At 44.6% G+C, this 26,590-nt stretch carries 28 protein-coding genes; 16 read left to right on the top strand and 12 right to left on the bottom strand.

Features of this window, described 5'->3' with window-relative positions; all coding sequences use genetic code 11:
* Positions 1 to 71: 71 nt before the first annotated feature.
* Entirely contained in the window at positions 72 to 1,958 is a 1,887-nt protein-coding gene (gene serA / locus LDX50_RS12860) for a phosphoglycerate dehydrogenase (RefSeq protein ID WP_225697700.1), read from the bottom strand.
* Between the two features lie 189 nt (positions 1,959 to 2,147).
* On the opposite strand from serA, the gene LDX50_RS12855 reads away from it, so the two are divergent.
* From LDX50_RS12855 to LDX50_RS12845, 3 genes are read left to right on the top strand one after another with little or no spacing between them, the layout of a single operon-like run.
* Complete coding sequence (locus tag LDX50_RS12855; RefSeq protein WP_225697699.1) at positions 2,148 to 4,673, top strand: PIG-L family deacetylase; 2,526 nt, start codon at positions 2,148 to 2,150, stop codon at positions 4,671 to 4,673.
* On the top strand, positions 4,670 to 4,807 hold the full coding sequence (locus tag LDX50_RS12850) for a hypothetical protein (RefSeq protein WP_225697698.1): 138 nt from the start codon (positions 4,670 to 4,672) through the stop codon (positions 4,805 to 4,807). Before LDX50_RS12855 ends, LDX50_RS12850 begins: the two co-directional genes overlap by 4 nt.
* On the top strand, positions 4,804 to 6,489 hold the full coding sequence (locus tag LDX50_RS12845; protein ID WP_225697697.1) for a sodium:solute symporter family transporter: 1,686 nt from the start codon (positions 4,804 to 4,806) through the stop codon (positions 6,487 to 6,489). Before LDX50_RS12850 ends, LDX50_RS12845 begins: the two co-directional genes overlap by 4 nt.
* 50 nt (positions 6,490 to 6,539) lie before the next feature.
* Here LDX50_RS12845 and LDX50_RS12840 read toward each other — a convergent pair whose 3' ends face one another.
* On the bottom strand, positions 6,540 to 7,406 hold the full coding sequence (locus LDX50_RS12840) for a DUF2911 domain-containing protein (protein WP_225697696.1): 867 nt from the start codon (positions 7,404 to 7,406) through the stop codon (positions 6,540 to 6,542).
* A 49-nt stretch (positions 7,407 to 7,455) separates the two neighbouring features.
* Here LDX50_RS12840 and LDX50_RS12835 point away from each other — a divergent pair, with 49 nt between their 5' ends.
* From LDX50_RS12835 to LDX50_RS12820, 4 genes are all read left to right on the top strand, one after another.
* Positions 7,456 to 8,049: a DNA-3-methyladenine glycosylase gene (locus LDX50_RS12835; RefSeq protein ID WP_225697695.1), complete on the top strand. Its 594-nt coding sequence runs from the start codon at positions 7,456 to 7,458 to the stop codon at positions 8,047 to 8,049.
* An 88-nt stretch (positions 8,050 to 8,137) separates the two neighbouring features.
* On the top strand, positions 8,138 to 9,688 hold the full coding sequence (locus tag LDX50_RS31015) for an OmpA family protein (RefSeq protein ID WP_225697694.1): 1,551 nt from the start codon (positions 8,138 to 8,140) through the stop codon (positions 9,686 to 9,688).
* 28 nt (positions 9,689 to 9,716) lie between these two features.
* Positions 9,717 to 10,142 (top strand): DUF1499 domain-containing protein, encoded by a 426-nt coding sequence (locus LDX50_RS12825; RefSeq protein WP_225697693.1) that lies wholly within the window; start codon positions 9,717 to 9,719, stop codon positions 10,140 to 10,142.
* Between the two features lie 62 nt (positions 10,143 to 10,204).
* A complete protein-coding gene (locus tag LDX50_RS12820; RefSeq protein WP_225697692.1) occupies positions 10,205 to 10,552 on the top strand; it encodes a DUF559 domain-containing protein in 348 nt (115 codons plus the stop codon).
* On the opposite strand, the gene LDX50_RS12815 is transcribed toward LDX50_RS12820, so the two are convergent.
* Genes LDX50_RS12815 through LDX50_RS12805 form a run of 3 tightly spaced genes read right to left on the bottom strand, consistent with a single transcriptional unit; the run spans position 10,547 to position 12,851 of the window.
* On the bottom strand, positions 10,547 to 11,128 hold the full coding sequence (locus LDX50_RS12815; protein ID WP_225697691.1) for an NADPH-dependent FMN reductase: 582 nt from the start codon (positions 11,126 to 11,128) through the stop codon (positions 10,547 to 10,549). The genes LDX50_RS12820 and LDX50_RS12815 overlap by 6 nt on opposite strands.
* Positions 11,125 to 11,823 (bottom strand): LytR/AlgR family response regulator transcription factor, encoded by a 699-nt coding sequence (locus LDX50_RS12810; RefSeq protein WP_225697690.1) that lies wholly within the window; start codon positions 11,821 to 11,823, stop codon positions 11,125 to 11,127. The genes LDX50_RS12815 and LDX50_RS12810 overlap by 4 nt, the downstream gene beginning before the upstream one ends.
* Entirely contained in the window at positions 11,820 to 12,851 is a 1,032-nt protein-coding gene (locus LDX50_RS12805; RefSeq protein ID WP_225697689.1) for a sensor histidine kinase, read from the bottom strand. The genes LDX50_RS12810 and LDX50_RS12805 overlap by 4 nt, the downstream gene beginning before the upstream one ends.
* Before the next feature lie 157 nt (positions 12,852 to 13,008).
* Between LDX50_RS12805 and LDX50_RS12800 the strand changes: the two genes are divergently transcribed.
* Together LDX50_RS12800 and LDX50_RS12795 are read left to right on the top strand one after the other, a co-directional pair.
* Positions 13,009 to 13,383 (top strand): hypothetical protein, encoded by a 375-nt coding sequence (locus LDX50_RS12800; RefSeq protein WP_225697688.1) that lies wholly within the window; start codon positions 13,009 to 13,011, stop codon positions 13,381 to 13,383.
* Positions 13,376 to 16,153 (top strand): outer membrane beta-barrel protein, encoded by a 2,778-nt coding sequence (locus LDX50_RS12795; RefSeq protein WP_225697687.1) that lies wholly within the window; start codon positions 13,376 to 13,378, stop codon positions 16,151 to 16,153. Before LDX50_RS12800 ends, LDX50_RS12795 begins: the two co-directional genes overlap by 8 nt.
* A 55-nt stretch (positions 16,154 to 16,208) precedes the next feature.
* Here the strand turns inward: LDX50_RS12795 and LDX50_RS12790 are convergent, their stop codons facing one another.
* The gene (locus LDX50_RS12790; protein ID WP_225697686.1) at positions 16,209 to 16,694 is read right to left on the bottom strand and encodes a fasciclin domain-containing protein; all 486 of its coding nucleotides are present in this window, start codon (positions 16,692 to 16,694) and stop codon (positions 16,209 to 16,211) included.
* Positions 16,695 to 16,760: 66 nt separating this feature from the next.
* Positions 16,761 to 17,126, bottom strand: coding sequence for a DoxX family protein (locus LDX50_RS12785; RefSeq protein ID WP_225697685.1), 366 nt, complete (start codon positions 17,124 to 17,126; stop codon positions 16,761 to 16,763).
* Between the two features lie 59 nt (positions 17,127 to 17,185).
* On the opposite strand from LDX50_RS12785, the gene LDX50_RS12780 reads away from it, so the two are divergent.
* Positions 17,186 to 17,992, top strand: coding sequence for a VOC family protein (locus LDX50_RS12780; RefSeq protein ID WP_225697684.1), 807 nt, complete (start codon positions 17,186 to 17,188; stop codon positions 17,990 to 17,992).
* A 3-nt stretch (positions 17,993 to 17,995) separates the two neighbouring features.
* Here LDX50_RS12780 and LDX50_RS12775 read toward each other — a convergent pair whose 3' ends face one another.
* Positions 17,996 to 18,949, bottom strand: coding sequence for a DUF4421 family protein (locus LDX50_RS12775; RefSeq protein ID WP_225697683.1), 954 nt, complete (start codon positions 18,947 to 18,949; stop codon positions 17,996 to 17,998).
* A gap of 168 nt (positions 18,950 to 19,117) precedes the next feature.
* On the opposite strand from LDX50_RS12775, the gene LDX50_RS12770 reads away from it, so the two are divergent.
* The 4 genes from LDX50_RS12770 to LDX50_RS12755 all read left to right on the top strand — a co-directional run bounded on the left by LDX50_RS12770 (position 19,118) and on the right by LDX50_RS12755 (position 22,810).
* Positions 19,118 to 20,116, top strand: coding sequence for a formylglycine-generating enzyme family protein (locus tag LDX50_RS12770; RefSeq protein ID WP_225697682.1), 999 nt, complete (start codon positions 19,118 to 19,120; stop codon positions 20,114 to 20,116).
* Positions 20,113 to 20,625 (top strand): DUF4136 domain-containing protein, encoded by a 513-nt coding sequence (locus tag LDX50_RS12765; protein WP_225697681.1) that lies wholly within the window; start codon positions 20,113 to 20,115, stop codon positions 20,623 to 20,625. The genes LDX50_RS12770 and LDX50_RS12765 overlap by 4 nt, the downstream gene beginning before the upstream one ends.
* Before the next feature lie 69 nt (positions 20,626 to 20,694).
* On the top strand, positions 20,695 to 21,780 hold the full coding sequence (locus LDX50_RS12760) for a hypothetical protein (RefSeq protein WP_225697680.1): 1,086 nt from the start codon (positions 20,695 to 20,697) through the stop codon (positions 21,778 to 21,780).
* Positions 21,737 to 22,810 carry an Ig-like domain-containing domain gene (locus LDX50_RS12755; protein WP_225697679.1) on the top strand — a complete coding sequence of 358 codons (1,074 nt, stop codon included), beginning with the start codon at positions 21,737 to 21,739 and terminating at the stop codon, positions 22,808 to 22,810. The genes LDX50_RS12760 and LDX50_RS12755 overlap by 44 nt, the downstream gene beginning before the upstream one ends.
* On the opposite strand, the gene LDX50_RS12750 is transcribed toward LDX50_RS12755, so the two are convergent.
* Positions 22,803 to 23,222 (bottom strand): hypothetical protein, encoded by a 420-nt coding sequence (locus LDX50_RS12750; RefSeq protein WP_225697678.1) that lies wholly within the window; start codon positions 23,220 to 23,222, stop codon positions 22,803 to 22,805. The genes LDX50_RS12755 and LDX50_RS12750 overlap by 8 nt on opposite strands.
* A gap of 39 nt (positions 23,223 to 23,261) precedes the next feature.
* Between LDX50_RS12750 and LDX50_RS12745 the strand changes: the two genes are divergently transcribed.
* Positions 23,262 to 24,089 (top strand): alpha/beta fold hydrolase, encoded by an 828-nt coding sequence (locus LDX50_RS12745; RefSeq protein ID WP_225697677.1) that lies wholly within the window; start codon positions 23,262 to 23,264, stop codon positions 24,087 to 24,089.
* On the opposite strand, the gene LDX50_RS12740 is transcribed toward LDX50_RS12745, so the two are convergent.
* The 3 genes from LDX50_RS12740 to LDX50_RS12730 are packed head-to-tail and all read right to left on the bottom strand — an operon-like array spanning position 24,021 to position 25,909.
* Positions 24,021 to 24,515 (bottom strand): hypothetical protein, encoded by a 495-nt coding sequence (locus LDX50_RS12740; protein WP_225697676.1) that lies wholly within the window; start codon positions 24,513 to 24,515, stop codon positions 24,021 to 24,023. The two genes, LDX50_RS12745 and LDX50_RS12740, sit on opposite strands and share 69 nt — an antisense overlap.
* Before the next feature lie 2 nt (positions 24,516 to 24,517).
* Positions 24,518 to 24,943: an alkyl hydroperoxide reductase gene (locus LDX50_RS12735; protein WP_225697675.1), complete on the bottom strand. Its 426-nt coding sequence runs from the start codon at positions 24,941 to 24,943 to the stop codon at positions 24,518 to 24,520.
* 15 nt (positions 24,944 to 24,958) lie between these two features.
* Complete coding sequence (locus LDX50_RS12730) at positions 24,959 to 25,909, bottom strand: aldo/keto reductase (RefSeq protein WP_225697674.1); 951 nt, start codon at positions 25,907 to 25,909, stop codon at positions 24,959 to 24,961.
* Between the two features lie 133 nt (positions 25,910 to 26,042).
* Between LDX50_RS12730 and LDX50_RS12725 the strand changes: the two genes are divergently transcribed.
* On the top strand, positions 26,043 to 26,588 hold the full coding sequence (locus LDX50_RS12725) for a DinB family protein (protein ID WP_225697673.1): 546 nt from the start codon (positions 26,043 to 26,045) through the stop codon (positions 26,586 to 26,588).
* Positions 26,589 to 26,590: the final 2 nt, after the last annotated feature.

Here is a 26,590-nt window from a genome sequence, read left to right as displayed (position 1 = left end):
GTGTGAAAGCACTCCCTTTTTTTTTGTTCAAATGTAAATATTCAGATACCTATTAATCAGGGGTTTATGAATTAATAAAGTACCCTGAATTTAATAGTATGCTCAATCTTCCGTAAAGCCTTTATTACATCCCTGTCATAGGCCTTATCGATGTCGGTAATTACATATCCGATCTTCTCATTTGTTTTCAGGTATTGCCCGACAATGTTGATGTCATGATCAGCCAGCACCTTATTGATCCTGGCAAGAATACCCGGCATGTTCTGGTGAATATGAATCAGGCGATGTGCATTCTTCAGTGTTGGCAACTGAAGGTTCGGGAAGTTTACACTGTTTGATGTACTACCGGTATTGATGTATTCCATGATTTTTCCAGGCACAAAGGATGCAATATTTTCCTGTGCTTCCATCGTGCTTCCTCCGATATGGGGAGAAAGTATTGTATTGGGTAAACCCCGCAAGCGTGACGAAAATTCCTCATCGTTACTTTTAGGTTCCTCAGGAAATACGTCTACTGCTGCTCCGCCAACTTTTCCGGATTCAATATTTAAGGCAAGTGCTTCAATATCCACTACATGCCCGCGGCTCAGGTTCAGGAAAATGACCCCATCCCGCATGTGAGCAAATTCTTCCGGACCAATCAGGTCTTTGTTTTCCTTTCTTCCGTCAACATGAAGGCTGATGATCTCTGCTTTTTGGAGTAACTCTTCGAGGGAATCACATTTCTGAGCATTACCCAGTGCCAGTTTTTCCTCGACATCGTGGTAAATAACTTTCAGGCCCATGGATTCGGCCAGGACGGATAATTGTGCACCGATATTACCATAACCGATGATTCCCAGCACCTTACCGCGAATCTCAAAGCTCCCTTTAGCTGATTTATCCCAGAGACCCTGATGCATCGAGGATGATTTATCTGCAAGCTTGCGCATCAGAAAAATCATTTCTGCAATGGCCATCTCCACCACCGAACGTGTGTTGGAAAAGGGTGCATTAAATACGGCAACTCCTTTGTCAAGACATGCATTCAGGTCAATCTGATTCGTGCCAATGCAGAACGCCCCAATTGATATCAGGCGGTTTGCATGCTCAAGTACCTTGGCAGTCACATTGGTTTTACTCCGGATACCCAAAACCGAGACATCCCTGATTTTTTCGCAAAGTTCGTCTTCATCCAGTCCTGCAGGATATACAGAAACGTTGTAACCTTCTTCCTGCATGAGCTTGATGGCCTGCGGGTGAATGTTCTCCAGTAATAATACGTTGATTCTGTTTTTGGGGTAGGAAATGGCAGTATTCAGCTTGTTCATATAAAGGAATTCATCGAGACTTGGGGCGACGTGATCGGCTTTTTCAGTCACAGATTCACGTTCCACATTCTCGGTAAATGCATAAAATTTATTGGCCAGACCGGCTGCCTTGATCTCATAATCCGTGTAGCCGTCTCCAATTACATAAACATCTCCTTTCAGATTTAAGTGCCTCAGTTGCTCAACCTTTCCGTTATTGGAGGCAAGTACATTGTCCTTGTCATAACCGGTAATCTTCCCGGTGTCATCAAAGGTGAAACTATTAGCAAAAACATTTTCCGGCTTAATGTGAAATTCCTCTACGATCGGTACAATGAAATCACGGAAACCGTTTGATATGATATATACCCGATCAGAATATTTCTCAAAAAATTCACGGTTTCGGCGGAATGAGGACGATACCTTTTCTTTCAGGGATGAAATAAGCTCCGGCAAATGATCCCGATGGGCATCCAGCAGCTCAAGTCTCCGTTCGATGGAATCCTTGAGGGAAAGCGTACCCTCCATGCCCCTGTCTGTAATTTCCTGTATTTCTTCCACACGTTCCTTTTTTCGCGCATGGTTTTTCAGTGCAATCTCTGCGAGCAGATCCATGGCTTCGACCTGGGTGAATGTGGAATCAAAATCTATGATAAAATATTTCTTCACGGAATGAGGTATTTCTATTTAACGACGAAATAAGCAGATTCAGGGGCCATTTAAAAGGGATTGAAAGAATTAATTACAGATACACCAAGGTCAGTTCGTTTCAATCGATTGCATATAAGTAAACCGTTCCTGTAATTTCACGTTGAATAGTTGCAGGATAAGATAATTCGTTGAAAAATTGCATTTGATATGATACTTAAGAAAACAATGATCCGATCTATTTTTCTGCTTGTCTCGATTGTATCAATGCACTTCTTTCCGCTTTACGGACAGCGGCAACAACCAGCGAGTGCGTCTGAAATCCTTCTGAAATTAGAGCGTCTGAATTTTTTGGGTACAGTTCTATATGTGGCTGCTCATCCCGATGACGAAAACACAAGACTTATTGCCTACCTGGCTAACGAAAGAAAGGCCCATACAGCTTACCTTTCAATGACGCGGGGTGATGGCGGACAAAACCTGATTGGCCCTGAGATCCGGGAGGGACTGGGCATTATACGCACACAGGAATTACTGGCAGCGCGTCGGATTGACGGCGGGAAACAATTCTTTACCCGGGCTAACGATTTCGGATATTCCAAGACCGCTGAAGAAACACTTCAGGTATGGGATCAGGATCAGGTACTGTCTGATGTGGTGCGCACTTTTCGAAAATTCAGACCCGACGTGATTATCACCCGGTTTCCGCCGGATGAGCGCGCCGGGCATGGACATCATACTACTTCGGCAATCATGGCTGAACGCGCCTTCGATATATCGGGCGATAAAAATTATTATCCTGAGCAACTGCAAGACCTCACTGTTTGGTCGCCCAAGCGTCTTTTTACCAACACAGGCCGTTGGTGGAATCCAAATATGGATGGGAGTGAGCCGGGCGTTCTTACCATCGATGTGGGTACATATAATCCGTTGCTTGGTACGACTTATACCGAAATGGCTGCACTCAGCAGAAGTCAGCATAAAAGCCAGGGATTTGGAGCGACAGGCAGCAGGGGCTCAAGCGAAGAATTTCTGGAATATGTAAAAGGAGTTGAAGCGAAATCGGATATTTTCGAGGGAATTGATACCAGCTGGTCCCGCGTAAGCGGTGGAGATAAGATTGGCAAATCGATCAACGAGCTTATCTCCAATTTCGATCCCAGAAAGCCTTATGCCAGCGTTCGGGATATGTTGCGCATCCGCAGGATGATCTCAGAAATTGAGGATTCCTTCTGGAAATCCCGAAAACTGGAACAGGCTGATGAAATAATTTCAGATATGACCGGCCTGTATCTGGAAGCACGCACCAGCGAAGGACAGGTTGTTCCTGGTCAGAATATACGCATGGAACTGGAAGCCATCCAGCAATCACCGCTGTCAGTAGTTTTGAAAGGATTCAGGAGCGATATTCTTGGGATGAATCTGAACTTGCAGATGACCGCAGGTACTGATATAGTATTGGATACTGCTGTTACGATCCCAGCCGGAATTCCATACTCAGATCCATACTGGTTGAAATTGCCACAAAAGAAGGGAATGTATACAGTTGAAGACCCTCAATTGATAGGGCTTCCTGAAAATAATCCGAGTATCCCTGTAACTGTGGATGTTGAAATAGAAGGAGTGGCATTTAGTTATGAAATTCCGCTGCAGTACCGGTGGAATGATCCTGTGCAGGGTGAAAAACATGAGCCGCTGGTGATAACGCCACCTGCGCTCGTTTCAATCAAGGAGGCGGTATATCTGTTCCCGGATAATAATTCGCGTGAAATTGAAGTACTCGTGAAAGCGGGAACTGCGAATGTGGCAGGAGAGGTTCAGCTTTTAGGAGCTGATGGATGGGAAGTAACACCTTCAACGCGGTCATTTAACCTGCAACAGGATGGGGAAGAATCCATTGTAACCTTCCGGGTAAGTCCGCCTGAAGGACAGATTGTAAGCGATCTGGTTGCCCAGGTAAGAACGGCAGGTGCCACCTATTCGAAGAATATGGAAGTAATTGATTATGAGCATATTCCAAAGCAGGTATTACTGCCTGATGCAAAATCAAGGTTTGTTCATATCCCACTTAATAAGAAAGGGGATCGCGTTGGGTACATTGCAGGGGCAGGGGATGCCATTCCGGCTACACTGCGTGAGATCGGTTACCAGGTTTGGGAGATGCGTGACGAGGATGTGACACCCGAAAATCTTGGCCAGCTTGACGCAATTATACTGGGTGTAAGGGCTCTCAATACCAATGAACGTATTGCTTTTCAAATGCCTGCCTTGCTGGATTATGTGAAAGAGGGAGGTACGCTGATCGTTCAGTATAATACCAATTTCAGATTGAAGACCGGGGAGTTTGCCCCATATCCACTTCAGCTGTCACGGGATCGTGTCGCGGAAGAGGATGCGGAGATCCGGATACTGACCCCGGAACATCCCGTGTTGAATACGCCCAATAAGATAACGCAGGCAGATTTTGAAGGATGGGTCCAGGAGCGCGGATTGTATTTTCCCGGCAAATGGGATGATCGGTACACGGCGATTCTTTCCAGTAATGATTCCGGAGAGAGCCCTCTTGATGGAGGATTACTTGTAGCCCAATACGGCAAAGGTTATTATATTTATACCGGTTACAGCTGGTTCAGGGAATTACCGGCCGGTGTACCAGGGGCAATTCGGTTATTTACCAATATGGTTTCACTGGGAAATGCCGATCTGATTGATAATTCAATTAACGTAAAAAAATGACTTCCGAGGAAAAAGAGATCTACCCGGAAGAGCCACCGCTCTTCAAAAAATGGAAGTCCTGGTATATCCTCGTGCTTGGCAACCTGCTGGCACTGATTCTACTTTTGTATTTCTTATCAATTAGTTTTTCATGAGCAATCTCGATTGGCTTGTATTATTCGGCACACTGATTTCTATTGTTGTGTATGGAGTCTATGCAAGCCGTGGCAGCAAGAACATTGAAGGATTTTTACTGGGTGATAAGAGTATGCGATGGTGGACAATCGGTTTATCCATTATGGCCACCCAGGCGAGCGCAATTACATTTTTATCTACACCCGGACAAGCCTATGATGACGGGCTCAGGTTCATTCAGTTTTATTTTGGTCTGCCCATTGCAATGGTCATTTTGTCGGTGACCTTCATTCCGATCTACTATCGTTTGAAGGTATACACCGCTTATGAATTCCTGGAGAACAGGTTCGACCTGAAAACCCGAACACTTGCTTCGTTTCTCTTTCTGGTCCAGCGGGGACTGGGCGCCGGAATAACCATCTTTGCGCCGTCCATTATTTTGTCAAGTATCCTGGAAGTGAGCCTTACATTCACTACACTGATTATTGGAGTCCTTGTAATAATTTATACGGTATCAGGCGGGACAAAGGCGGTAAGTGTTACGCAGAAACAGCAAATGGGAGTGATGATGGGAGGTATGATTCTGGCAGGAATCATGGTTGTTAAAATGCTCCCGGATGGCGTGGACTTCGGTGATGCTATTACCGTTGCGGGGAAAATGGGTAAGCTTGAAGCCGTTGACCTGGAATTCGATCCCACCAACAGATACAATATCTGGTCGGGAATCATTGGCGGACTCTTTGTTGCCCTGGCGTATTTCGGAACGGATCAGTCGCAGGTTCAGCGTTACCTGTCGGGCAGAAGTATTCGTGAAAGCCGTCTCGGATTAATCTTTAACGGACTTCTTAAGGTGCCGATGCAATTCATCATTCTGTTCATCGGAACGATGGTATTTGTTTTCTACCAGTTTTATCAGCCACCCGTTTTCTTCAACGATGCGGCCATTGAGGTGGTTAAAAATTCGGAATACCGGGAGCAATTCGAAGAGGTTGAAGCAGCGCATCAGGACCTGTTTGCCCAGAAGCGACAGGCCATAGAAGGACTCATACAGGCGGAGAATGCGAATAAGGCTGATGAATCGGAGGCATACCGAACCCAGATTGAGAATTATCTTGATCAGGATGAGGAAATCAGGAATAAGGCCAAGGAAATCATCGTAAAAGCCGACCCCAAGGCTGAAACAAACGATACGGATTATGTATTCATATCGTTTGTCATGAATAATTTACCCCATGGGCTGATTGGAATTTTGCTGGCAGTGATCTTCTCTGCGGCAATGTCCAGCACCGCATCGGAACTGAATGCCCTGGCATCTACCACTACAGTGGATATTTATAAGCGATCCGTAAAGCCCGCGCAGTCGGAGCAGCACTACCTCAATGCATCACGTCTTTTTACGCTCATGTGGGGCCTGATCGCTATTATGTTCGCCACTTTTGCCTCACTGCTCGAGAATCTGATAGAGCTTGTGAATATCGTGGGATCAATTTTCTATGGAAGTATCCTGGGTATATTTCTGGCCGCTTTTTACATTAAATACATCAGAGGTAATGCCATATTTATCGCGGCGGTTATCTCCCAGTCCATGGTCATATTCCTGTTCATGACAACTCCGATCGGATATCTTTGGTATAATGTAATTGGCTGCGGGATGGTTGTGATACTCGGGTTTATTATTCAAAAGATCATCAACAGCAATTAAAAAAAGCCGACTGTAGAGCCGGCTTCTTTATCTTGGTGATCTTCTGATCTTTATTTGAGACTGTTAATCAGATCCTGATTTCTTTTCACATATCCGAAATCATTTCCCGACGCTTTTGCTTTAGCCATTGATTCATTCGCTGTTTCGATGGCTTCTTTCTTTTTACCCATTTTGGCGAGGATCTGTGCCTTCATGTGAATGTTCCAGAAAGCGTTAGGGTTTGCCTGAAGCCCCATGTCCATCCAGGCAAGAGCCTGCTCAAGGTCACGTCCGGTCGTATAGTAATAATTGGCTGCCTGAATATAAACGTTTGGATCAACCTGTGTTTTAGCCTTAATGTCGGCCATGACGATGTCATCAAAACTTACCTTTACTGGAATGCGCAGAGCAACATTTTCCCATGCCATAGCAATTTTTGCCTCTGTATTGTCGGCACTGATGTCATGGATCTGAAATGTAAGTGATTCAACGGTATTGGATGTCTTGTTTGATTTAACGCCAATGTTAAGTACTTCATTATCTTTATTGTAGGCAGCAGTATTTCCACCAATGCTTAAGTCTTTGTAAAGCATGAATCTCCATTCATCGGCTCCGGGTACGGTAAATATCAGGTATTTTCCGGCAGGGACCGACTGGCCACCAATCATGGCATCGGTACTCAGGGTAAGTACTGATCCGTTGTTGGCGCCTGTACGCCATATCTGGCCATAGGGCTGGAGATAATCACCACCTTCTCCAAAGATTTTTCTTCCTTTAACACCGGGGCGGAAATAATCAATGGTAATATCTGTAAGGCCCACTGTTGTTGAAACTGAGCCGGCAGGGCTTGGCTGCGGCATTTGGATTTGCGCATTCGCGCTTGAGAATGCGATCAATAGCGCAATGGAAAGGCAATTAATGAGTAGTATTCTTTTCATGGTTCATTTATTTTTGGTCGTACGAATCTACACAATTTTAACGGAGTACGTGAAACTGAAAAAATCATTTTATTTCAATGACGACGTTTGCGACGCCGCACGTAACCTGCTGGGCAAGGTCCTTTATGTTGAAGGTCCCGAAGGAATATGTGGTGGCATGATCGTGGAAACAGAGGCATACTCATATCGGGAACGGGCTTGCCATGCCTACGGGAACAGGCGTACAGCGCGGACGGAAACACTTTTTTCTGCCGGAGGCTCCGCCTATGTATACCTGTGCTATGGTATTCATCGTTTGTTCAATGTTGTAACGAATGCGGAAGGTATTGCCGAAGCGGTTCTGATTCGTGCTCTTGAACCTGTTACCGGAGTCGAACTCATGAAGTCACGCAGGGGGAATATAGCCTATACCGGACTAACCTCCGGTCCCGGTAAACTCTCTGAAGCATTAAGTATATCACTGGAGCATGACGGCAGACCCCTTTTAGGAGACCAGATCTGGATCTCCGATGAAGGCGTTGGTGTACGTAAAATTGTAGAAGGACCGAGAATTGGTGTGGATTACGCAGGGGAGGATGCCCTGTTGCCATGGCGCTTTGGAATTGGCGGGAACCGGTTTTTAAGCCGGCCATTTCCACGGTGATATCGAGATATTGGTTGATTCAACGATTTATTTCTAATATTGTAACTGAGCGTCCATAACTTAGCTTTTTAACCTAAACTACTGTATTGTGAGATTTTATTTTTTAGGGCTTCTGATATTCTGTTTATCCGCAGGCCAGGCTCAGGACATATTCCGCGAAGTCAATTCATCGTATGATGAACAATTACCCGTACTTTCACCGGACAATAAGACATTATACTTCACCCGCACACGCCATCCGCAGAATGTCGGTGGAGTTCAGGATCCGGGAGACATATGGTACAGCGAATTGCAGGAAGATGGAAGCTGGTCTGCTCCTGCAAATGCTGTGGAATTGAATAACAGGGGTTACAATGGTGTAATCGGATTTACAGTCGACTCAAGAACCATTTACCTGCTCAATCACTATAATAAAGATGATTCACGGGCTGCCACCCAGGGGGTTTCGCGATCCATACGGCGTGGAAATAAGTGGGGTAATCCTGAAAACATCACAATTCCTTATTTCCTGAATCGTTCAGAGAATCACGGAGGATATATCAGTGTGGACGGACAGGTCCTTCTTTTTTCAATTGAAGGATACAATACAGTAGGTGGTGAGGATATTTATGTAAGCTTCAATGAAGGGAACGGCAAATGGAGTGAGCCCAAGAACCTTGGGAGAACCATCAACACCAACGCCCAGGAATTCACGCCCTACCTTTCCGGAGATAAGCAGACGTTGTATTTCGCAACGAATGGTCATGGCGGAAGTGGAAGCAGCGATATTTTCATGTCGACACGGCTGGATGACACCTGGAAGAACTGGTCGTCACCTGTTCCGGTGCCCAATATCAACAGCCAGGGAAGAGAACTGGGATACCGTCCGTATGAAGGATTTGCACTTTACACCTCTACTATGAACAGTGACGGCTACAGCGATATCCGGATGTATACAGATTCCCCCGAGCAGCGCATCGAACCGCTGGTGGTGGATGTCCCTGATTCAGTGCTGGAAGAAGTGCAGACGACCGTAGAGATCGATAAAAACGTGATTTTCGGTACTGTAAAGAGCGCAGATAACAGGACACCGATAGGCAACGTTACGCTTCGTCTTACTGTTGGAACACAGGAGCAGGTTGTACCGGTAGATGCCGTGACGGGTACATTCAGTGTACCCATTATCGAGGAAGGCAGCTATCTGTTTTCGATGGATGCACCCGGGTTTATCAGTAATAATGAAACAGTTCTGGTGGAAGGAGATCGTAATTCCAGTGCTATTGAACGACAGTTTTTACTTCAGCCCATAACAGTGGGTACAACGGTTCAATTACCGAATGTGCTCTTCAAACGATCGTCACCTGATATTTTATCCGAATCATATCCGGAGCTTGACCGGGTAGTGGATTTCATGCGGACCAATCCATCCGTACAGATTCGCCTGGAAGGACATACGGATAATACAGGCGTACCCAAGCATAATCTTCGACTATCAAAAGCACGCGTGGAATCAGTAGAGGCGTACCTGGTGAGCAAGGGGATTAATCAGAAGCGAATTACAGGTAAAGGCTATGGGGGAACCAAGCCGATCGCTGATAATGGCAATGAAGAGACGCGTCGTCTAAACCGAAGGGTGGAATTCACAATCGTAAAGGAATAATGAATGCTCTTTATATGAGGAAGCTTCCATGAACAGTCTCGCTTTGCAACTTATCCTGGCCCTTTTCTGGAATGTTCAGCAAGTTCCCGTGCTGGCACCGTGCCCCGACTCACCCAATTGTGTGAATTCCTATCAGTCTGATGAGGAGCATACTCCTATGGAGCCACTCCGCTACAGTGGTGATTATGACAAGGCCATGGCAGTGCTGAAGGATGTGATAAGGGAAATGCCACGAACGGATATAACCGACTCATCGAACGTTTATCTGAAAGTCGTTTTCACCATTGCTCTTTTTGGATTTGAGGATGATGTTGAATTTCTGGCAGATACACTCCGGAATGAGATTCATTTCCGTTCTGCCTCAAGGGTAGGTTATTACGATCTGGGAGTGAACCGCAGACGGATGGAATCTATTCGGGAAGCGTGGATGGAGATTGCCGGGGACGGACAATAACTAATTTTAATAATGTAATTCTTGTCCGCCTCGACCGGTAATATGCAGTAAAACATATTACCATGAAGATAATCAGAAATCAACGGAACCACCCTTTGTATGTCAGGGAACACCTGATCATGTGGAAATTACTTAATGAGCACCGAACCCTGAAGCATTTCAATTTTAAGCAGTATCATTCCTTTGGTTGTTGCACTGCCCAATTCTGTAGTTTTGCAGCTTCCCTGGTCGTTGAACTGGAGGGATATGAGGATATGATGTTATCTTCTTCCGCCACAAGGGATTGTCATCTTAAGACGCTCGGTTTTCACATCCTTCGCTATGAGAATTACCTGGTAAATGAATTTCCCGAAATTATCATTGAAGACATTCAGAGTCAGATCAAAGGTATCAGGAGGGTACGGTCATGATCCTGGCCGGCCTTCATTTCGTTGCTTTGCAAGAGCGGCAACATACCATTCAAATTCATTAATGAATCGGGTGGTTTGTTTTAGCAGCCATTCTTCCTGCGTTGAACCTTCAGCATCAATTGTTTTTTGAATTTGCGGAACGGATAAAATAGTGGGAATCGAAGGTGTTCCCAGCTCTGCCAGGGTAATTCTTGCCTGGATAGCCGCACGGATCCCTCCAAACCTGCCTGCAGAATAGGAAAGGATTCCTGATGGCTTGTAATGATATTCCTTTTGATAATGGTCCAGGAGGTTTTTAAGTGCGGGAGGCATGCTGTGGTTGTATTCCCCGGTAACGATTATGAAACCATCCGACTGGCTGAGATGATCACCTATGATCTGCATATTTTCAGGAGCAGTACCATCCGGATATTCCTTAAACATTTTATCCAGGAAAGGAAGTGGTAATAACATAGGATCGATCACCTGAACATCAAAGCCTTTCGATCTTAGTTGATTTGAAATGAATGTTACAGCACGAATACCCTGTCGGTTGGTGCGTACAGAACCATACAAAACACTGATTTTATACCTCATACGATTGTGTTTTTATTGAACCAGTCAGCAACCTCATCACGATAGGTTTGGCCGACGGGAATTTTTTGATCGTTCAACATCACGTAACCTGTATGGAGACTGTTGGTATACCTGATATTGACAATAAAGGATTTATGAACTCTTTTAAACATAGGGAATGGAAGAGATTCCTCCAAATGTTTCAGGGATACGAGCTCCATATACCAGCTGTCTGAGGTGTGATATCGCACATACTCGCGCATTCCTTCGATATACAGTATGTCGGAATAGCGTACGCGATAGACGCTGTGTCCTGATTTGATAAGCCGTTCACCAGACCCGGGAGTACTGTAACTGTGGTGTGTTGCGCGAACTTTATTGATCGCCTTTAAAAACCGTTCGTAGGAGATTGGCTTGAGTAAATAATCGACCACATCAAGTTCATAGCCCTCAAGGGCAAATTGCTGGTAGGCGGTGGTGAGAATGATATTGGCCGGCTTGTCAAGACGTCTGATAAATTCCAGTCCGGAAATCTCTGGCATTTGTATGTCGAGCAGGATGATATCAGGACTATGTGTTTTCACATAGTGTAAGCCGTCGGCTGGATTTTTGAACGAAGCAACCAGCTCAAGTCCTTCGCATTGTTCGATATAGCCTTTTAAGAGCGTGCGGGCAGGGTATTCATCTTCTATGATTACGCAGCGTAAATTATTCATGGCAGATCAATATGGAGATGGATTCTGAATTTGCCTTCCGGCTTCTCTATGATCAGCTTGTGACAGTCGGGATATAGAAGTTCAAGGCGTTTCTTCACATTGATCATACCAATACCACCTTCATTATCCTTAGAAATCAATTTTCCCGGATTGCTGTTGGAAACTTTAAAATCCAGCATGCCATGTTGAATTTTCAATGAGATTTCTATCCACCCGTTTCCATCGTCTTCAATATGGCTATGCTTGAAGGCGTTTTCCACGAAGGGCAGGAGAATCATAGGCGCGATCTGTGAACCGGGATCTATTTCACCTTCCACGCGTAAATTCACCTCGTCTTCAAATTTCAGCTCCTGCAGCTGAACAAAGTTGAGAATATATTCCCATTCCTTTTCCGCCGGCACAAGGTCTGTATTCGATTCGTAGAGCACATACCGAAGCATTTCCGATAATTTGAGAATCAGGTCGGGAGTTTTTTCCTGATGGCTGATGGCCATGGCATAAAGATTATTAAGTGCGTTGAAAAGGAAATGTGGATTGATCTGGCTCCGCAGTAATTTCATTTCTGTTACGAGTTTCTCCTGGATGCGCTGCGCATCCATGTCCTTCCTTTTTCTTGATTCATCCATTAAAAACTGGAGGGCGCTGAAAAATAATACGCCGAAGGAAAGCGACATATTCTGAACGATCCAACGGGAAGACCGGAAAGTACGTGGCACCCTCATCTGTACACCTTCAAGACGGTTGATTGGCAGGAACTGATTGGTGACGGTGAATATATAATACACAACGATCATGAGCAACGTTATTCCAAGCAGATAGTAACCCCAGGAATTACGTTGTATCAGGAGTGGAAGCAGCACACGAGTATTGATGTAAAAGATGATTATATGAATGATCAGCATCCTGCCGGCATGCCAGGCGGCGGTTTCATAGGTGAACGGTATTGCAAACCAGAAGAGCAGTAATACAAAGTAAGCACACCATGATATCACATGGAGATAAATTCCCTTGGGTAATGCTGAATTCATGCAAGTAAGATACGCATTTACAAAAATGTGTCTTTGTTATTTTCAACAAACAACCGTTTCGCTCAACGAACATCAGGCGTATCTGCGTTGGTTGAATTTATCGCTTCGTTGATTGAAATAATCAAGAACTGACCATAAAACGCGGTAAATTAGATTCATGAAAACCATTATTCTATTCTCGCTGATTATCCTTGGACCCTTGTTCATTACCGAAACGAACGGCCAGCCGCCCCAGCGCAATCCATCTGAAATGGTGGCCCGTGAAAAACAAATGGTGCTTGACAGTATTACGGATCTTTCTGAAGACCAGAAGCTTGTAATAGATGAAATTTACAAGACCTACTCCGAAGAAATAACAGCTGCATTTTCAGAGAACCAGGGAGACCGTGATAAGATGAGGGGAGCCATGCAGGAAATCAGGAAAAAAAAGCAAACCATGCTTAGTGAAATATTAACTGATGAGCAAATGGCAAGGCTTACCTTCATTATGCAACAAAACCGCCGACAGCGCAGACCTCCGCCAAATGAATAAGTCATTCATTCTACTAGCGATCCTTTACCTCTGCGGCCAATCGCTTTTTTCCCAGGTGAATGTTTCGGGGGTTATTAAGGGCAATGATCAGGTGCTCCCGGGAGCGACTGTTCAGTTCAGGCTGGTAAAAGACACCACTATTACGACCTTTGCTTCCAGTAACGCAAAAGGCAACTACGAAGTGAAACTGCCGGAAGACGGCTTTTACAAATTACAGGTTTCATTCATTGGCTATCAGCCGTTCACAAGGATACTCAGAATTACAGGACCGGATTATCGTGTTCCGGATATTCAACTGGTCGAACAAACTGAATTACTTAAGGAGGTCAGGATTACAGACAAGCCCATCGTGGTAGTTCAACAAGGTGATACCACGGCATTCTTAGCCAGTGGCTTTAAAACGAATCCCGATGCCACGGCGGGTGATCTGCTTAAAAAAATGCCGGGAGTGGTGGTTGACGGGAATGGTGTTCAGGCACAGGGAGAGTCTGTCCAGCGTATACTGGTGGATGGCCGGGAGTTTTTTGGTAATGATCCTGCGGCCACCCTCAGAAACCTTCCTGCAGATGTTATCGAGAAAATCGAGGTGTTTGATCAGTTAAGTGAACAGGCTCAGTTCTCCGGTTATGATGACGGGAATACGGTAAAAACAATCAATATTGTCACCAAACCTGAAACGCGAAATGGCAGTTTTGGACGTGTTTACGCCGGTGGCGGGACAGACGCGCATTACAATCTCGGGGGTAATATCAATTTTTTCAACGATCAGCAACGAATTTCAATCGTTGGTCTGAGCAACGATATTAACCTGCAAAATTTCTCTTCGGAAGACCTGGTAGGTGTGGCCAGCAGCAGTTCCAGCGGAAGAGGAAGGGGAGGTGGAAATTTTGGAGGGGGAAGAAATAATGGTGCCAATAATTTTCTCACATCCCAGCAAAATGGAATCAGCCAGGTTAATTCATTCGGGATAAACTATGTGGATGAATTTCTCAATGGTGACCTCAAACTATCTGCCAGTTACTTTTTTAATCACGCGACAAATACGAATGATCAGAAAAGCCTCAGAGAATACTTTCTGTCGGCAGATAGCAGTTATTTCTATGAACAGAACTCCATTCAGGATAATGTAAATTATAATCACAGATTTAACTCCCGCATCCAGTACAGTATTGATAAAAAGAATATGCTGATTGTGACACCTGCTCTGAGTTTGCAAAACAATACGAATCAGCTGACAACAAGTATTCTTACTTCAAACATGGCCGATGAGTTGATCAGTGGAAGTGAAAATATGCAGCTGAATGATCTGCAGGGCATTAATTTTTCGAATAACCTTGTCTTCCGGCATGCATTTGAAAGAAGAGGTCAGACCTTGTCGTTCGGACTGCGTAATTCCTATCTCAAAAGTGATGGGAATATTGACCTGAACGCTATTAATTACTATAACCGGACAACCGTAATTTCAGATACGCTTGCCCAGGAAACAGATCGTTTCAGTCTTCAAAAATCAGTACAGGGAAATGTGACCTACACCGACCGGCTTGGGGAAAAGTTTCAGTTACAACTGACCCAGACCATGGAAAGGAGGTGGAATGAATCAGATAATAAGAACTATGACCTGCGTTCTGAAGAAAGGGAGCTTAATCCGGAATTGTCCAATGTTTTTGAAAGTATCTATACAACTTATACCTCTACAGCCGGCCTGTCATACCGGGGCGAAATTGGCTCTGTTCGCGCAGGCCTGGCTTATGAACATGCAAGACTTGAGAATGAACAATTGTTTCCTCAGACGGATCAGCTAACCCGTAGTTTTAATAATATTCTACCGACCGTTTCGGGCCGGTTTAACCTGACAGAAGATAAAAATCTGCGGTTTTTTTACCGGACCAATACCGATGCCCCGTCCATCTCACAGTTACAGAATGTGATCGACAATTCAAACCCCCTGATACTTACAACGGGGAATCCGGCATTGGACCAGGCCTACAGTCATCGACTCGTTGTACGGTATTCCAATTCGAATCAACAATCTTCCGCCAGTTTCTTTGGTTTCATTTCTGCTCAAACTGCGGCCAATTACATTTCAAATGAAACCATTATCGCAGAAAATGAAGACATCCTTGTGGGTGATTATTTACTTCGAAAGGGCAGCCAGATAACACGTCCCGTGAATCTCGACGGATACTGGAATGTGCGAAGTCTGCTTACCTACAGTATCCCATCAATCCTGCTGAAATCCATTATAAACGTAAATGCCGGCATTAATTACAACAAAATACCGGGCCTTATCAATGAACAATCAAACACATCCAATAATTATGGGTTCAGCGCAGGTATTGTGATTGCCAGCAATATCAGCGAACGTGTTGATTTCAATATAGGCTATTCGGGAAATTTTAATATTGTGGATAATTCGATTCAGCCTGAATTAAACACAAATTATTTGAATTCGTCGTTTTCGGCCGGACTGAACTGGATTTTTGGACAGGGATGGGTGTTCAGAACAGATATTAATTACCAGCGGTATGATGGCCTTTCCGAAGGGTTCAATCAAAACTATGCCTTATGGAATGCCTCTTTAGGAAAGAAATTCATGGCCGATGATCGGGCAGAGGTTTCTTTACGGGTTTTTGATATTCTGAAACAAAACCAAAGTATAACGCGGACGGTCACAGAAACCTATATCGAGGATGCCACGAGTGTTGTATTACAGCAATATGTCATGCTGAATTTTATGTATAGGATCCGAAACTTCAAAACCACACAATAGAAAAGCCCTCACCGAAGTGAGGGCTCCCCTTAACCAACAATCAACCAACAATCATCTACCTCATTGAAGGAGGCAGGATGACCTTATCTATAACGTGAACTACTCCATTTGATGCGTTCACATCAGCTTTTAATACATTTGCGTCATTGATATAAACCTTGGGACCTACCTTTACAGTAACATCGCTTCCCTCAACGGTTTTTACCATTCCATTTTTTAAATCAGTTGACATGACTTTTCCGCCAACCACATGATACGTAAGAACGCTTACGAGCATGTCTTTGTTCTCAGGTTTTAATAAAGTTTCTAATGTTCCTTCAGGCAAAGCGGCAAATGCTGCGTTTGTCGGGGCGAATACGGTGAACGGACCATCTCCATTCAATACGTCTACAAGGCCAGCCGCTTTAACTGCAGTAACCAGTGTGGATAAATCTGAATTTCCTGCTGCCAAACCTACGATGGTTTTATCCTGTGACATGGCAGAAACAGAAATCATTAAGCCAACAACAACTACTGCTACTATTTTTACTAAGTTTTTCATGGTGTTTATTTGTTTGTATATATAATGCACAAGTGGCATACATTGTTTAATGTTTTGTTAAAAAGATTAAACATTTTTTATTCGATAGGCCCAAATGATGAGCAAAGGGTGAATTAGAAGAAGACGAACCCATGCTACCCACTCAGGAACGCAGAGCTTTCCAGCGCATCCTCCCAACTGAATAAAATAGATATGGGATGGGATAAAGCAGACCAGGAGGATTATAATCATCCAGCAGGCAGCTTTCCGGGTAGAGGAAATAGCGACCAGAATTCCAAGCAGAATCTCCACAATTCCGGCGCCAAGGTTAATTAATTCGGGATTGGGGAAATAGCCCGGGATGAGCGGCAGATAAAATTCCGGATCCCTGAAATGATTCAGTCCGGCAACAATGTAAAATATCGAAAGTGCGATCCAGCCAATGCGTTTCATGCTGATAAAACCCGGGAAGATCAAAGATGTTTTTGTATTTTACCTTAAAATTTTCACACATGAACGGACTTCGAACCATTGTTTATCGGGTACCAGACCTCCAGGCAGCACGGAAGTGGTACAGCGATGTATTTAATGTTTCCCCATATTTTGATGAGCCTTTCTATATCGGATTCAATATAGGAGGTTTTGAACTCGGTCTGCAGCCCGGCGACGGTACTAATCTGGACCCGACGCATCATGTTTCATATTGGGGAACTGACAACCTGGAAGAGTCGGTTGAATCCTTTCGTAAAGCAGGAGCAACCGTACTGGAAAATTTGGAAGATGTAGGGGGTGGCATCAGGGTCGCCGTGATGGGTGATCCGTGGGGCAACCCGGTCGGGCTGATCGAAAATCCACATTTCCGGCTGGGTGAAACGGAGAAACATCCTGTGCCTGCCAGGGAACCCGGGGTAACTGGCCCGGGTGGATTCTTCTTTAAGTGCAAAGATCCCGAAATGGTGAAGACCTGGTACAGGGAAAACCTCGGAATACTTACTGGTCAGTACGGGGCACAATGGCAATGGAGAAAAGAGTCGACGGGAAATGAGCCCGGGTTTACGGTCTGGAGTGCGTTTAAAGACGATACAGATTATTTTGAGCCTTCCCAACATGATTTCATGATCAATTATCGGGTAAATGACCTGGAGGGACTTCTCAGTAAAATGAAATCCAACGGGGTTCAGCAGGTTGGTAAACTGGAAGTCTATGATTATGGCAAATTCGCATGGGTCCTGGATCCGGAAGGGAGAAAGATAGAACTGTGGGAGCCTATTGACAAAGAATACATCAAGATACCCGGTGAAACCATGGCAGCTGAATAATCCCTAAATTTTATAGCCAACGGCCAGTTTTACCTTGCCGCTGTTGTAGTTGTAAATGTGGCTGTCACCCAGCCGTATGTAATTCGCTTCCAGGTTATAATTAAGTGTGGAGTAAAATTTTTGCCAGTTAAAACCGGCACCGGCCGAGATTGCCATCTTCATATACAATACTCCGTAATCGGGAATGATATCCGTTTCAGTGGTAATCTTTCCCCACTGGACACCCAAACCCGGGCGGACACTTCCAGCTATAAAAAGATTGTTTGATACCGGGTAAATATAAAGATAACCGGCTATTACGCCGATATTTCTGACAGTCAGGGATGTGAGATCATATTTTTCTGAAAAAATCTCATCCGCATAGGATGGTATAATTGAGCTGTCGGCTGACATTTTATGATACCCTATGAATCCACCATACAATATGGAACCGGAACCCTTTTTTTGTCTGTCGATGCCTGACTGAAGAGAACGAAATGAAATTTCCCTGTGGTTGGGGAAAACGGCTGCTTCAAGATTGATGGTGAAGGTCGTAATATCGCCCCGGAATGTTTCGAATTCATCCGGGTTTGTCTCTTCAAATCCTGTGTATTTTTGAACCGAGAGGTTAATGAAATACGACTTTAGCAATAAGCTTGTTTGAAGGTCGAAACGCTGGGATCCATCGTTATTGAACCGGAGCCCCAGATCGAGGAGAAGTGTTTTGTAGGAACCTCCGATTCCGCCTGAGAATGGACCCCGTGGCCGAAAAAAAATTCGACCGTCCCTGTTCTTTAAGCTGAAGCTTTGATATTTCAGATTTGAAAATAACCGGACCGTCCAGTCATTCTGATTCAGTTCAACAAAGGAAGAATCCACGTCAGGCGGCTTTACCATATTAGCCACATCATCCAGGGACTGTGCAAAAAGCACGGCAGGAAAAATCAGTAATAGGGATATAATTATAATCCTGACCATAAAAAAATTCCGGATTTCACGAAAAATTCAAAATTTTAAGGATAATTGTTTTGTTACCATCGTAACTTTCACATTACAATAATAACGTAATTCATGCATCGGTTCACATATTGTTTTATCATACTTTTATATTTCACCCAGTGTACTTCAAAGCCGGATCAACCGGCAATGGAGTCAACTGAAACCCAGGTCATGGAAGCACCTCCCGGTGAAGCGCCCGATGGGATGGTATGGATTCCGGGTGGCACGTTCATACGTGGTAACGATGGAAATGAAGCCAGCGTACATGAAGGTCCGGCGCATACCGTTGAAGTTAATGGTTTTTGGATGGATGAAACGGAAGTTACAAATGCCCAGTATCGTGAATTTGTTGAGGCAACGGGATATGTGACCGTTGCTGAACGGCCCATTGACTGGGAAGAACTAAAGAAAAATCTTCCTGCGGGCACTCCCAAGCCTGCCGACAGTATTCTCCAGCCCGGCTCCATGGTATTTTCACCGCCAAATTACCCGGTTCAGCTAAACGACTTTTCCCAATGGTGGGCATGGGTGGTAGGTGCGAACTGGAGGCATCCTTATGGCCCGGAATCCTCGATTGAGGGCAAGGATAATTATCCGGTTGTTCATATTGCTTATGAAGATGCGGTGGCATACGCCGACTGGGCAGGAAAAAGACTGCCTACTGAAGCGGAATTTGAATTTGCAGCAAAAAATGCAAAGAGCGGGGCTCCGTTTGCCTGGGGAGACGAGTTAACCCCTCAGGGAAAGTACCTGGCAAACTTTTTTCAGGGTGATTTTCCATACCGGATGACCGGTGAGGATGGCTATGCGGGTATTGCCCCTGTGAAAAGTTATCCGCCAAATTCATATGGTCTATACGAGGTGATTGGTAACGTGTGGGAGTGGACTTCCGACTGGTATCGACCCGATACTTACGCACAGCTGGATAAGATGACCATTTGCAAGAATCCAACCGGTCCTGAATCAAGTTATGACCCCACAGATCCCTATAACCCGAAACGGGTGATAAAAGGCGGTTCCTACTTGTGCAGCATTCAGTATTGTTCAAATTACCGTCCGAGTGCGCGCATGGCGACCGCCATCGACTCCGGGCAGGAACACCTGGGTTTTCGTTGTGTTAAATCCGAAACTTTCAATAATCCATGAAAACACTGAATTTTATAATTCTGGCTATTGCCGGATTCATGCTCGCATGCACTCCTGTGCGTGTTGTGTCTACTGAAATAATTGAGAAGGACTTCGAAGGTTACAAAACCTTTAACTTCTATGAAGTGCAAAACTCAACAAGCCCGTATCTTAATGATCTGAAAAAGGCGGTTGTGAGTCAGCTGGAAACAAAGGGATACGCTCTGAGTGACAATCCGGATCTTATGATCAACATAGGAAGCACTGTTGAAGAAAAGGTTCAGACCCGGGAAACCGACTATCGCGACATTGCATACATGGGCCAGCGTAATTATTCCTGGCAAAGCGAGGAAGTTGTGGTGAATCAGTATAAGGAAGGTACTGTTGTGCTCGATTTTGTCGACACCAAAACCGACAATCTCGTTTGGCAGGGTGTAGCAGCAGGAACAATTTCAGGGAAGGAAAGTGAAATGATCAAGCGTATCAATAAAGGAGTAGAAATGCTGTTCAGGGATTTTCCCGCTCAATAAGTTGGAATAAATGAAACCTTCGGTGGTTTGTTTGAGTATATTTAATGTATACACCAAACCACCACTTTTATGAAATCTATACTTACAGGCATCTTCTGTCTGATTGTGGTTATGGCTTATTCTTCAGATAAGCCTATGCCTCTCAGCGAAGAAGTACAATCCATCAATGCCCTTACATTCAGTCCGGAAGGCATTCTCTTTATTGGAGACAGTAAATCAGCCAAGATTTTTGCATTAGCCACCAGCCAGGAATCAACAGCTTCGTTCGGCGAAGTAAACCTGTCAAAAATTGATATCTCCATTGCCCAGGTTCTGGGGACAAGCGTTGATATGATAACGATTCAGGACATGGCAGTGCATCCGAAAAGTGGTGTGATTTACATGGCCGTTCATGCAAAAAATAATCAACCTGTTCTTCTCACAGTTGATCAGTCGGGAGCCATTAACCCGGTGGATCTTTCTACTGTGAGCTACAGCCAAAAGTCGATTGCCAATGCCGTAGAAGAGGACAGCAAAGACAGGAGAGGGCGTCCGCTTCGCCATTGGGCTATTTCTGATATACACTTCTCGGGGGACCAGTTACTTGTAACAGGCCTTTCAAACCAGGAATTCGGAAGTACGTTTCGAAGTATTAGCTATCCATTTTCAGATGATCAACAGGATGCTTCGCTTGAAATTTATCATGCAGCGCACGGCCAGTATGAAACTCACTCACCTGTTAAGACCTTCACAACTGCTACATTAAATAATGAAACCTATGTCATCGCGAGCTATACCTGTACCCCTCTTGTTTTATTTCCGCTTTCTGATTTAAAGAAAGGTGAACACATTAAGGGACGAACCGTCGCTGAATTAGGTGCCGGTAATACTCCGCTGGACATGGTGATACTTGAAAAAGACGGCAGGGAAGTACTGCTGATGGCTAATTCAAATCGCCCGGTGATGAAAATACTGTTGAGTGATATAGTCTCGTATGAAGGTAGCCTTACTGAACCGGTTGATATACCGGCAGCTACAGCAGGTGTTCCTTATTTAAATTTTCCGATGACCAATGTGATTCAAATGGATAAATGGGGGGATTCAGGCTGGATTATGCTCAAACGGCAATCCAATGGGGATCTCGATCTTATTACCGGGAATGATTTCTGGTTGTAAATATTTCATTACCGCCATTTTTACAGTAATAAGCCTGTCCGTCTTGGGGCAGGCTAATTTCCTCTTGGATCAAAGTGGCATATCGAAAGTTGATCTGGAAGTAGAAGTTTCAACGCCGGAGCATCTTAAACTATACCTGAAATCAGCAGAGCGGGAGGTCGCCGGCCGCTGGGAAGTCAGAAAACATTACATTACTTTCCTGCCTTTCCTGCCGTTGGATTTTGCTTCTGATTACGAGGTTACATACCTGGGAGAACGGATAGCGGCCTTTCGAACGCCTGATAACGTTTCCAATCCACCCCGATTACTTTCGATCCACCCAACGCCGGATTCATTGCCTGAAAATTTGCTAAAAATGCAGTTGGTCTTCGATCGTGAAATGCAGTCAGGCAAAAGTTCAGAATTTGTAATGATCCGTGAACAAGGGCAGAATGGATTTCTCGAAAATGTCTTCCTCGATCTATCCCCTGAACTATGGAATCCTGGTGGTGATACACTTACCCTGTGGTTAAATCCCGGCCGCATAAAGCGTGATCTTATCCCTAACCGGGAGGAAGGTAATCCACTCAGGCAAGGCACATCCTATGAACTACTTATTTTGAATGGATGGATGAGTGCACAGGGGCAGCCGTTACCAGAGGCGGTTTCAAAAAAATTTTATGTAACCCGGGCAGACCGCAGCCGAATTGACCCATCCCGTTGGAAAATGAAGTTTCCTGAGCTAAATACAAAACAGTCATTGATTATCATGTCCAATGAGCCGCTAGACCTTTTATCTGCGCCTGCTGCAATCCAGATCATGAAGGCCGACGGAGAGAAGGTTCAGGGTGTAGTTAGTATTTCAACTGAGCAAAGCCGAATAGTATTTACTCCTATAAGTAATTGGATAACAGGTAGATATATAGTTGAAATTAAAAATACAATTGAGGACCTATCCGGGAACAGGATTGATCGTTTATTTGATGAAGACCTAACAGATTCTTCTGCTCCTTCCGGGTTAATAAACCAACTTGAATTCACTATCAAGTAAACAACCATGCAGCTAACCCGAATAGCCAGATAAGTGACCAGATGATGGTTCGGTACCAGTTTGCTTTCACCAGTTCATCCACGATCGGCGCTTGATTGCCCTCCCGGGCAAGCGAATTATGCAGAGGCACTGCTTTAAAAAAAGTATGGAGCCAAACAGAAATGATCAATCCCATACTGGCTATGTTGATTATTGTGAGATTCATCCATAGCTGTATTCCAGTCAGGAAAACCTGTGCAAACATAAGAGGCGCAACCACAAAAGTGATCAGAACCATATATTTCCTGTGCCAGTTATCGAATGATGCCGGGTCAATAACATTAAACCCAGGGTAGATGATCATCTGTACCAACCAGATCAGCACGACAAGTCCAAAGTCGGCCATACTGCGGAAAATGTTTACATACTCCATGCAGTTCTTAACTTTTTTCTCCGCCAAATGTTCTTATCCGTGTTACATTACAAAATCATCAATCAGGATAGCCGACTTCCCTGGGCTGTATTTATTCATGGCGCAGGAGGAAGTATTGAAACCTGGAAATATCAGACCGATGCATATCAGGAGCATTTCAGGGTTCTTTTGCTGGATCTGAGGGATCACGGTAAGTCACAATCAGAGGGCAAGAATGAAAATTCGTATACCTTCGAATTAATCTCTTCGGATATACTCGAGGTTCTGTTTCACCTGGGTATTCAACGCGCGGTTTTTATATCTCTTTCATTTGGAAGTGTTCTGCTGCAGGATCTCTCTATGCGTGCGCCTGGGATGGTTCGCGCGGCAGTAATGGCTGGGGCCATATTCAGGGGTAATGTACCGATACGCCTGTTCGTCGCTGCGGCAAGGTTATTTAATGTTTTTCTTCCTTACAGAATGATGTATTCGATGTTCTCCTATTTGCTGATGCCAAAGGACAGTCATCAGCGATCCCGCAGGATTTACAGGCTCCAGGCAAGAAAAATTGATCCCGAGGCGTATTTGCGCTGGGTAACGTTGTATGATGAATTCTTCAGGCTGCTTACTAGATTCTGGAATCAGCAGATAGAATTTCCGGTTATGGTGGTAATGGGCTCTGATGATTATGTCTTTCTGAAAACAGCAAGAGAATTCGCCTCAAAAAACCGGCGTGTAATGATACATGAAATTGATGGTGCCGGACATATCTGCAACATCGATGATCCAAAAGAATTCAATCAAATCAGCCTGAAATTTCTACGCTCTTCTGATCTGCTTTTTAACGTACCTGTTGAACCAGGATCCGAAATTAAGCCAGAATACTGATAGCATACTATTCCATATACCTTTAATCCAGGGCCTCACATATGTGGTAAGACGTAATTCAAGGCCGGTGTTATCTCCTTGATCCACCACAAAAAATTCCAGCCGTGCAGGGCGAATCCATCGGACACTCAGAAAATAGCTTCCAAGGTAATAGTGGAGATCACGATATTCACGTTCGCGTATTTCCGTAAGAACTCCGGTAAACAGCATGAGAGGTCCGTGGTGGACATTATCCATACCCACTGTCATTCGGTCTTCTGCTCCGTCTGAATCAAATTCTACCCTGAAAGGCCATAATTGTGTATCTCTGAAAGTAGACTCGCGCATGAGCACGTTCCAAACCTCAGAAACCGGGGAGTTGATGATATATTTCTTTGAATAGACGTGCTCGTCGAATGAGGCCGGTCTGGTTTGTTTATATTTCATGATCAGTTGGTAGTTGTGCGTAAAGGCCAGCCCTCATTAGCGGCATTTTTAAGGATTATGTAGAACGGGATCCACCAGATAAAATCATTGGTGATCAGGGTTATAATAAAATTAAAAGGCACATTGCCCTGAAGGTAATTGATGACAAATCCCAGTGGACCAAAGAGCTTGCCCAGAAAACCCACAGCGACAATCGGCCAGTGACGGACCGGGTCGAACGAAGCCCACCAGTATCCCAGGCCGTAAACTCCGATTACCATTCCCATTCCCTGCCAAACCAACGGGTGATTAATTGGTGACATCTCTGCAAGTGAGAAAAAATGTTGTGGGAATAATACGACCCACGCACCCCATACAATGTTATAGATTGCGGCCGCCCTGAGGGTTATACGCATAAATGCCATCTGTTGCATAATCGTATAACCCAAAAAAGTTATTTCTGTTTATCCCCAGAGATATTCAAGGGTATACGGACTTCCCTGAGGCGTCCAGAATTTGCCATTCACGAAGCGGTAGGTGCCATCCAAAGCCTCCAGTTTCTTCATCTGATCACTGCTCAGGGATATGTCCTGGGCCCTGAAATTTTCTGCAATCCTACCCTTATTGGTGGATTTAGGTATCACCGCGGTACCTCGCTGTAATGCCCATGCGAGTAATACCTGGGCAGGACTACAGTCAAGATCACCTGCAATTCCCTGAATCACTTCATTTTGCAGGAGAGAGGGTTCATCATCTGCTTTCATGCCCGACGAACGATCCGATGATCCGAGCGGCGAGTAGGCTGTAACAAGGATGTCATGGTCTGAACAAAAGTGGAATAATTCTTTTTGAGCCAGAAACGGATGCATTTCCACCTGGTTCATTTCCGGCATGAGTTCGGCACTTCTGATGAGTTTATTCAGGTTTGGAATGGAAAAATTTGACACACCGATATGCCGCGCTAAACCACTTTTTTTCATTGACTCCATCGCTTTCCATGTAACGGTGAACGGGAGCTCTTCAGGACTTATAAAATCGGAACCTGTAAATGGAAAACCGGCATCAACCTTAATTGAAATGGGCCAATGGATTAAGTATAGATCCAGATAATCCAGCTGAAGATCCGAAAGGGTCTTTTTCAGTGCCAGATGCGCTGCATCCGGCTGATGCGCATTATTCCAGAGCTTGGATGTGATGAAAAGATCTTCCCGTTTTACAGATCCTGATTTAAGTAAATGGGTAAGTGCTTCTCCTATTTCCGACTCATTCCCGTAAATAGCAGCGCAATCGATGTGGCGATAGCCTGCATTTACAGCATCTATCACTGCCTGATAGACCTCACCTGGTGCTGATTTCCAGGTGCCGAGTCCGAGCTGAGGTATCTTTGTTCCGTCTGTAAATTGAAGGTATTTCATTGTATTTTAATCAGGTTCATTGTGAAGTTCAGTAAAATAACACAACCTGACAAAAATTGTCTTCGTAAAACTAAATTAAAGCCCAGAGGCATTGTCGCCTCAATTATTTATTCATCGACTAACCCAATTTACCATGAAGAATTCAATACTGATTACGCTCACACTGGCTTCAGCACTGGTCCTCACACTCGGGGCATTCACCAGTAGTACTAAAGAAACACCGGAATTTATTGTACTCACCATGCCACTGATGGAAACGGCCAAAAGCCACACGCTGGAAGTTTTGGATGCAATGCCGGCAGAAAACTTTAATTATCAGCCTACCGAAGTCAATAAGACCTTTGGAAGCCAGATGGTTCATATCGGCTATTCACTTCACTATTTCAGCGAGGCAATGATGAAGGGTAATCGCATCAAATATGAAGAGCCCGATGCCTCAACTATGTCTAAGGATGAGATCAGGGGTCTTGTTGCCAAAGGATTTGACGATATGATGGCTGCAATGGGCACACTGAGCAGTGAAGATCTCGCAGCAGAACTTCCTTTTGGAAAGAACACAACCATTACGCGCGGACAGGCAGTGATTTTTGCTCATGACCACGTTACCAATCATCGGGCAAAGGCGAACCTCTATCTTCGGATGAATGGTATAGAGCCACCAAATTATAAATTTCTGTAAGG

The organism is Fulvivirga sedimenti (assembly GCF_020328055.1).
The sequence above is the reverse complement of the archived record's forward strand: the minus strand, read 5'-3'. Positions and strand labels throughout refer to the sequence as shown.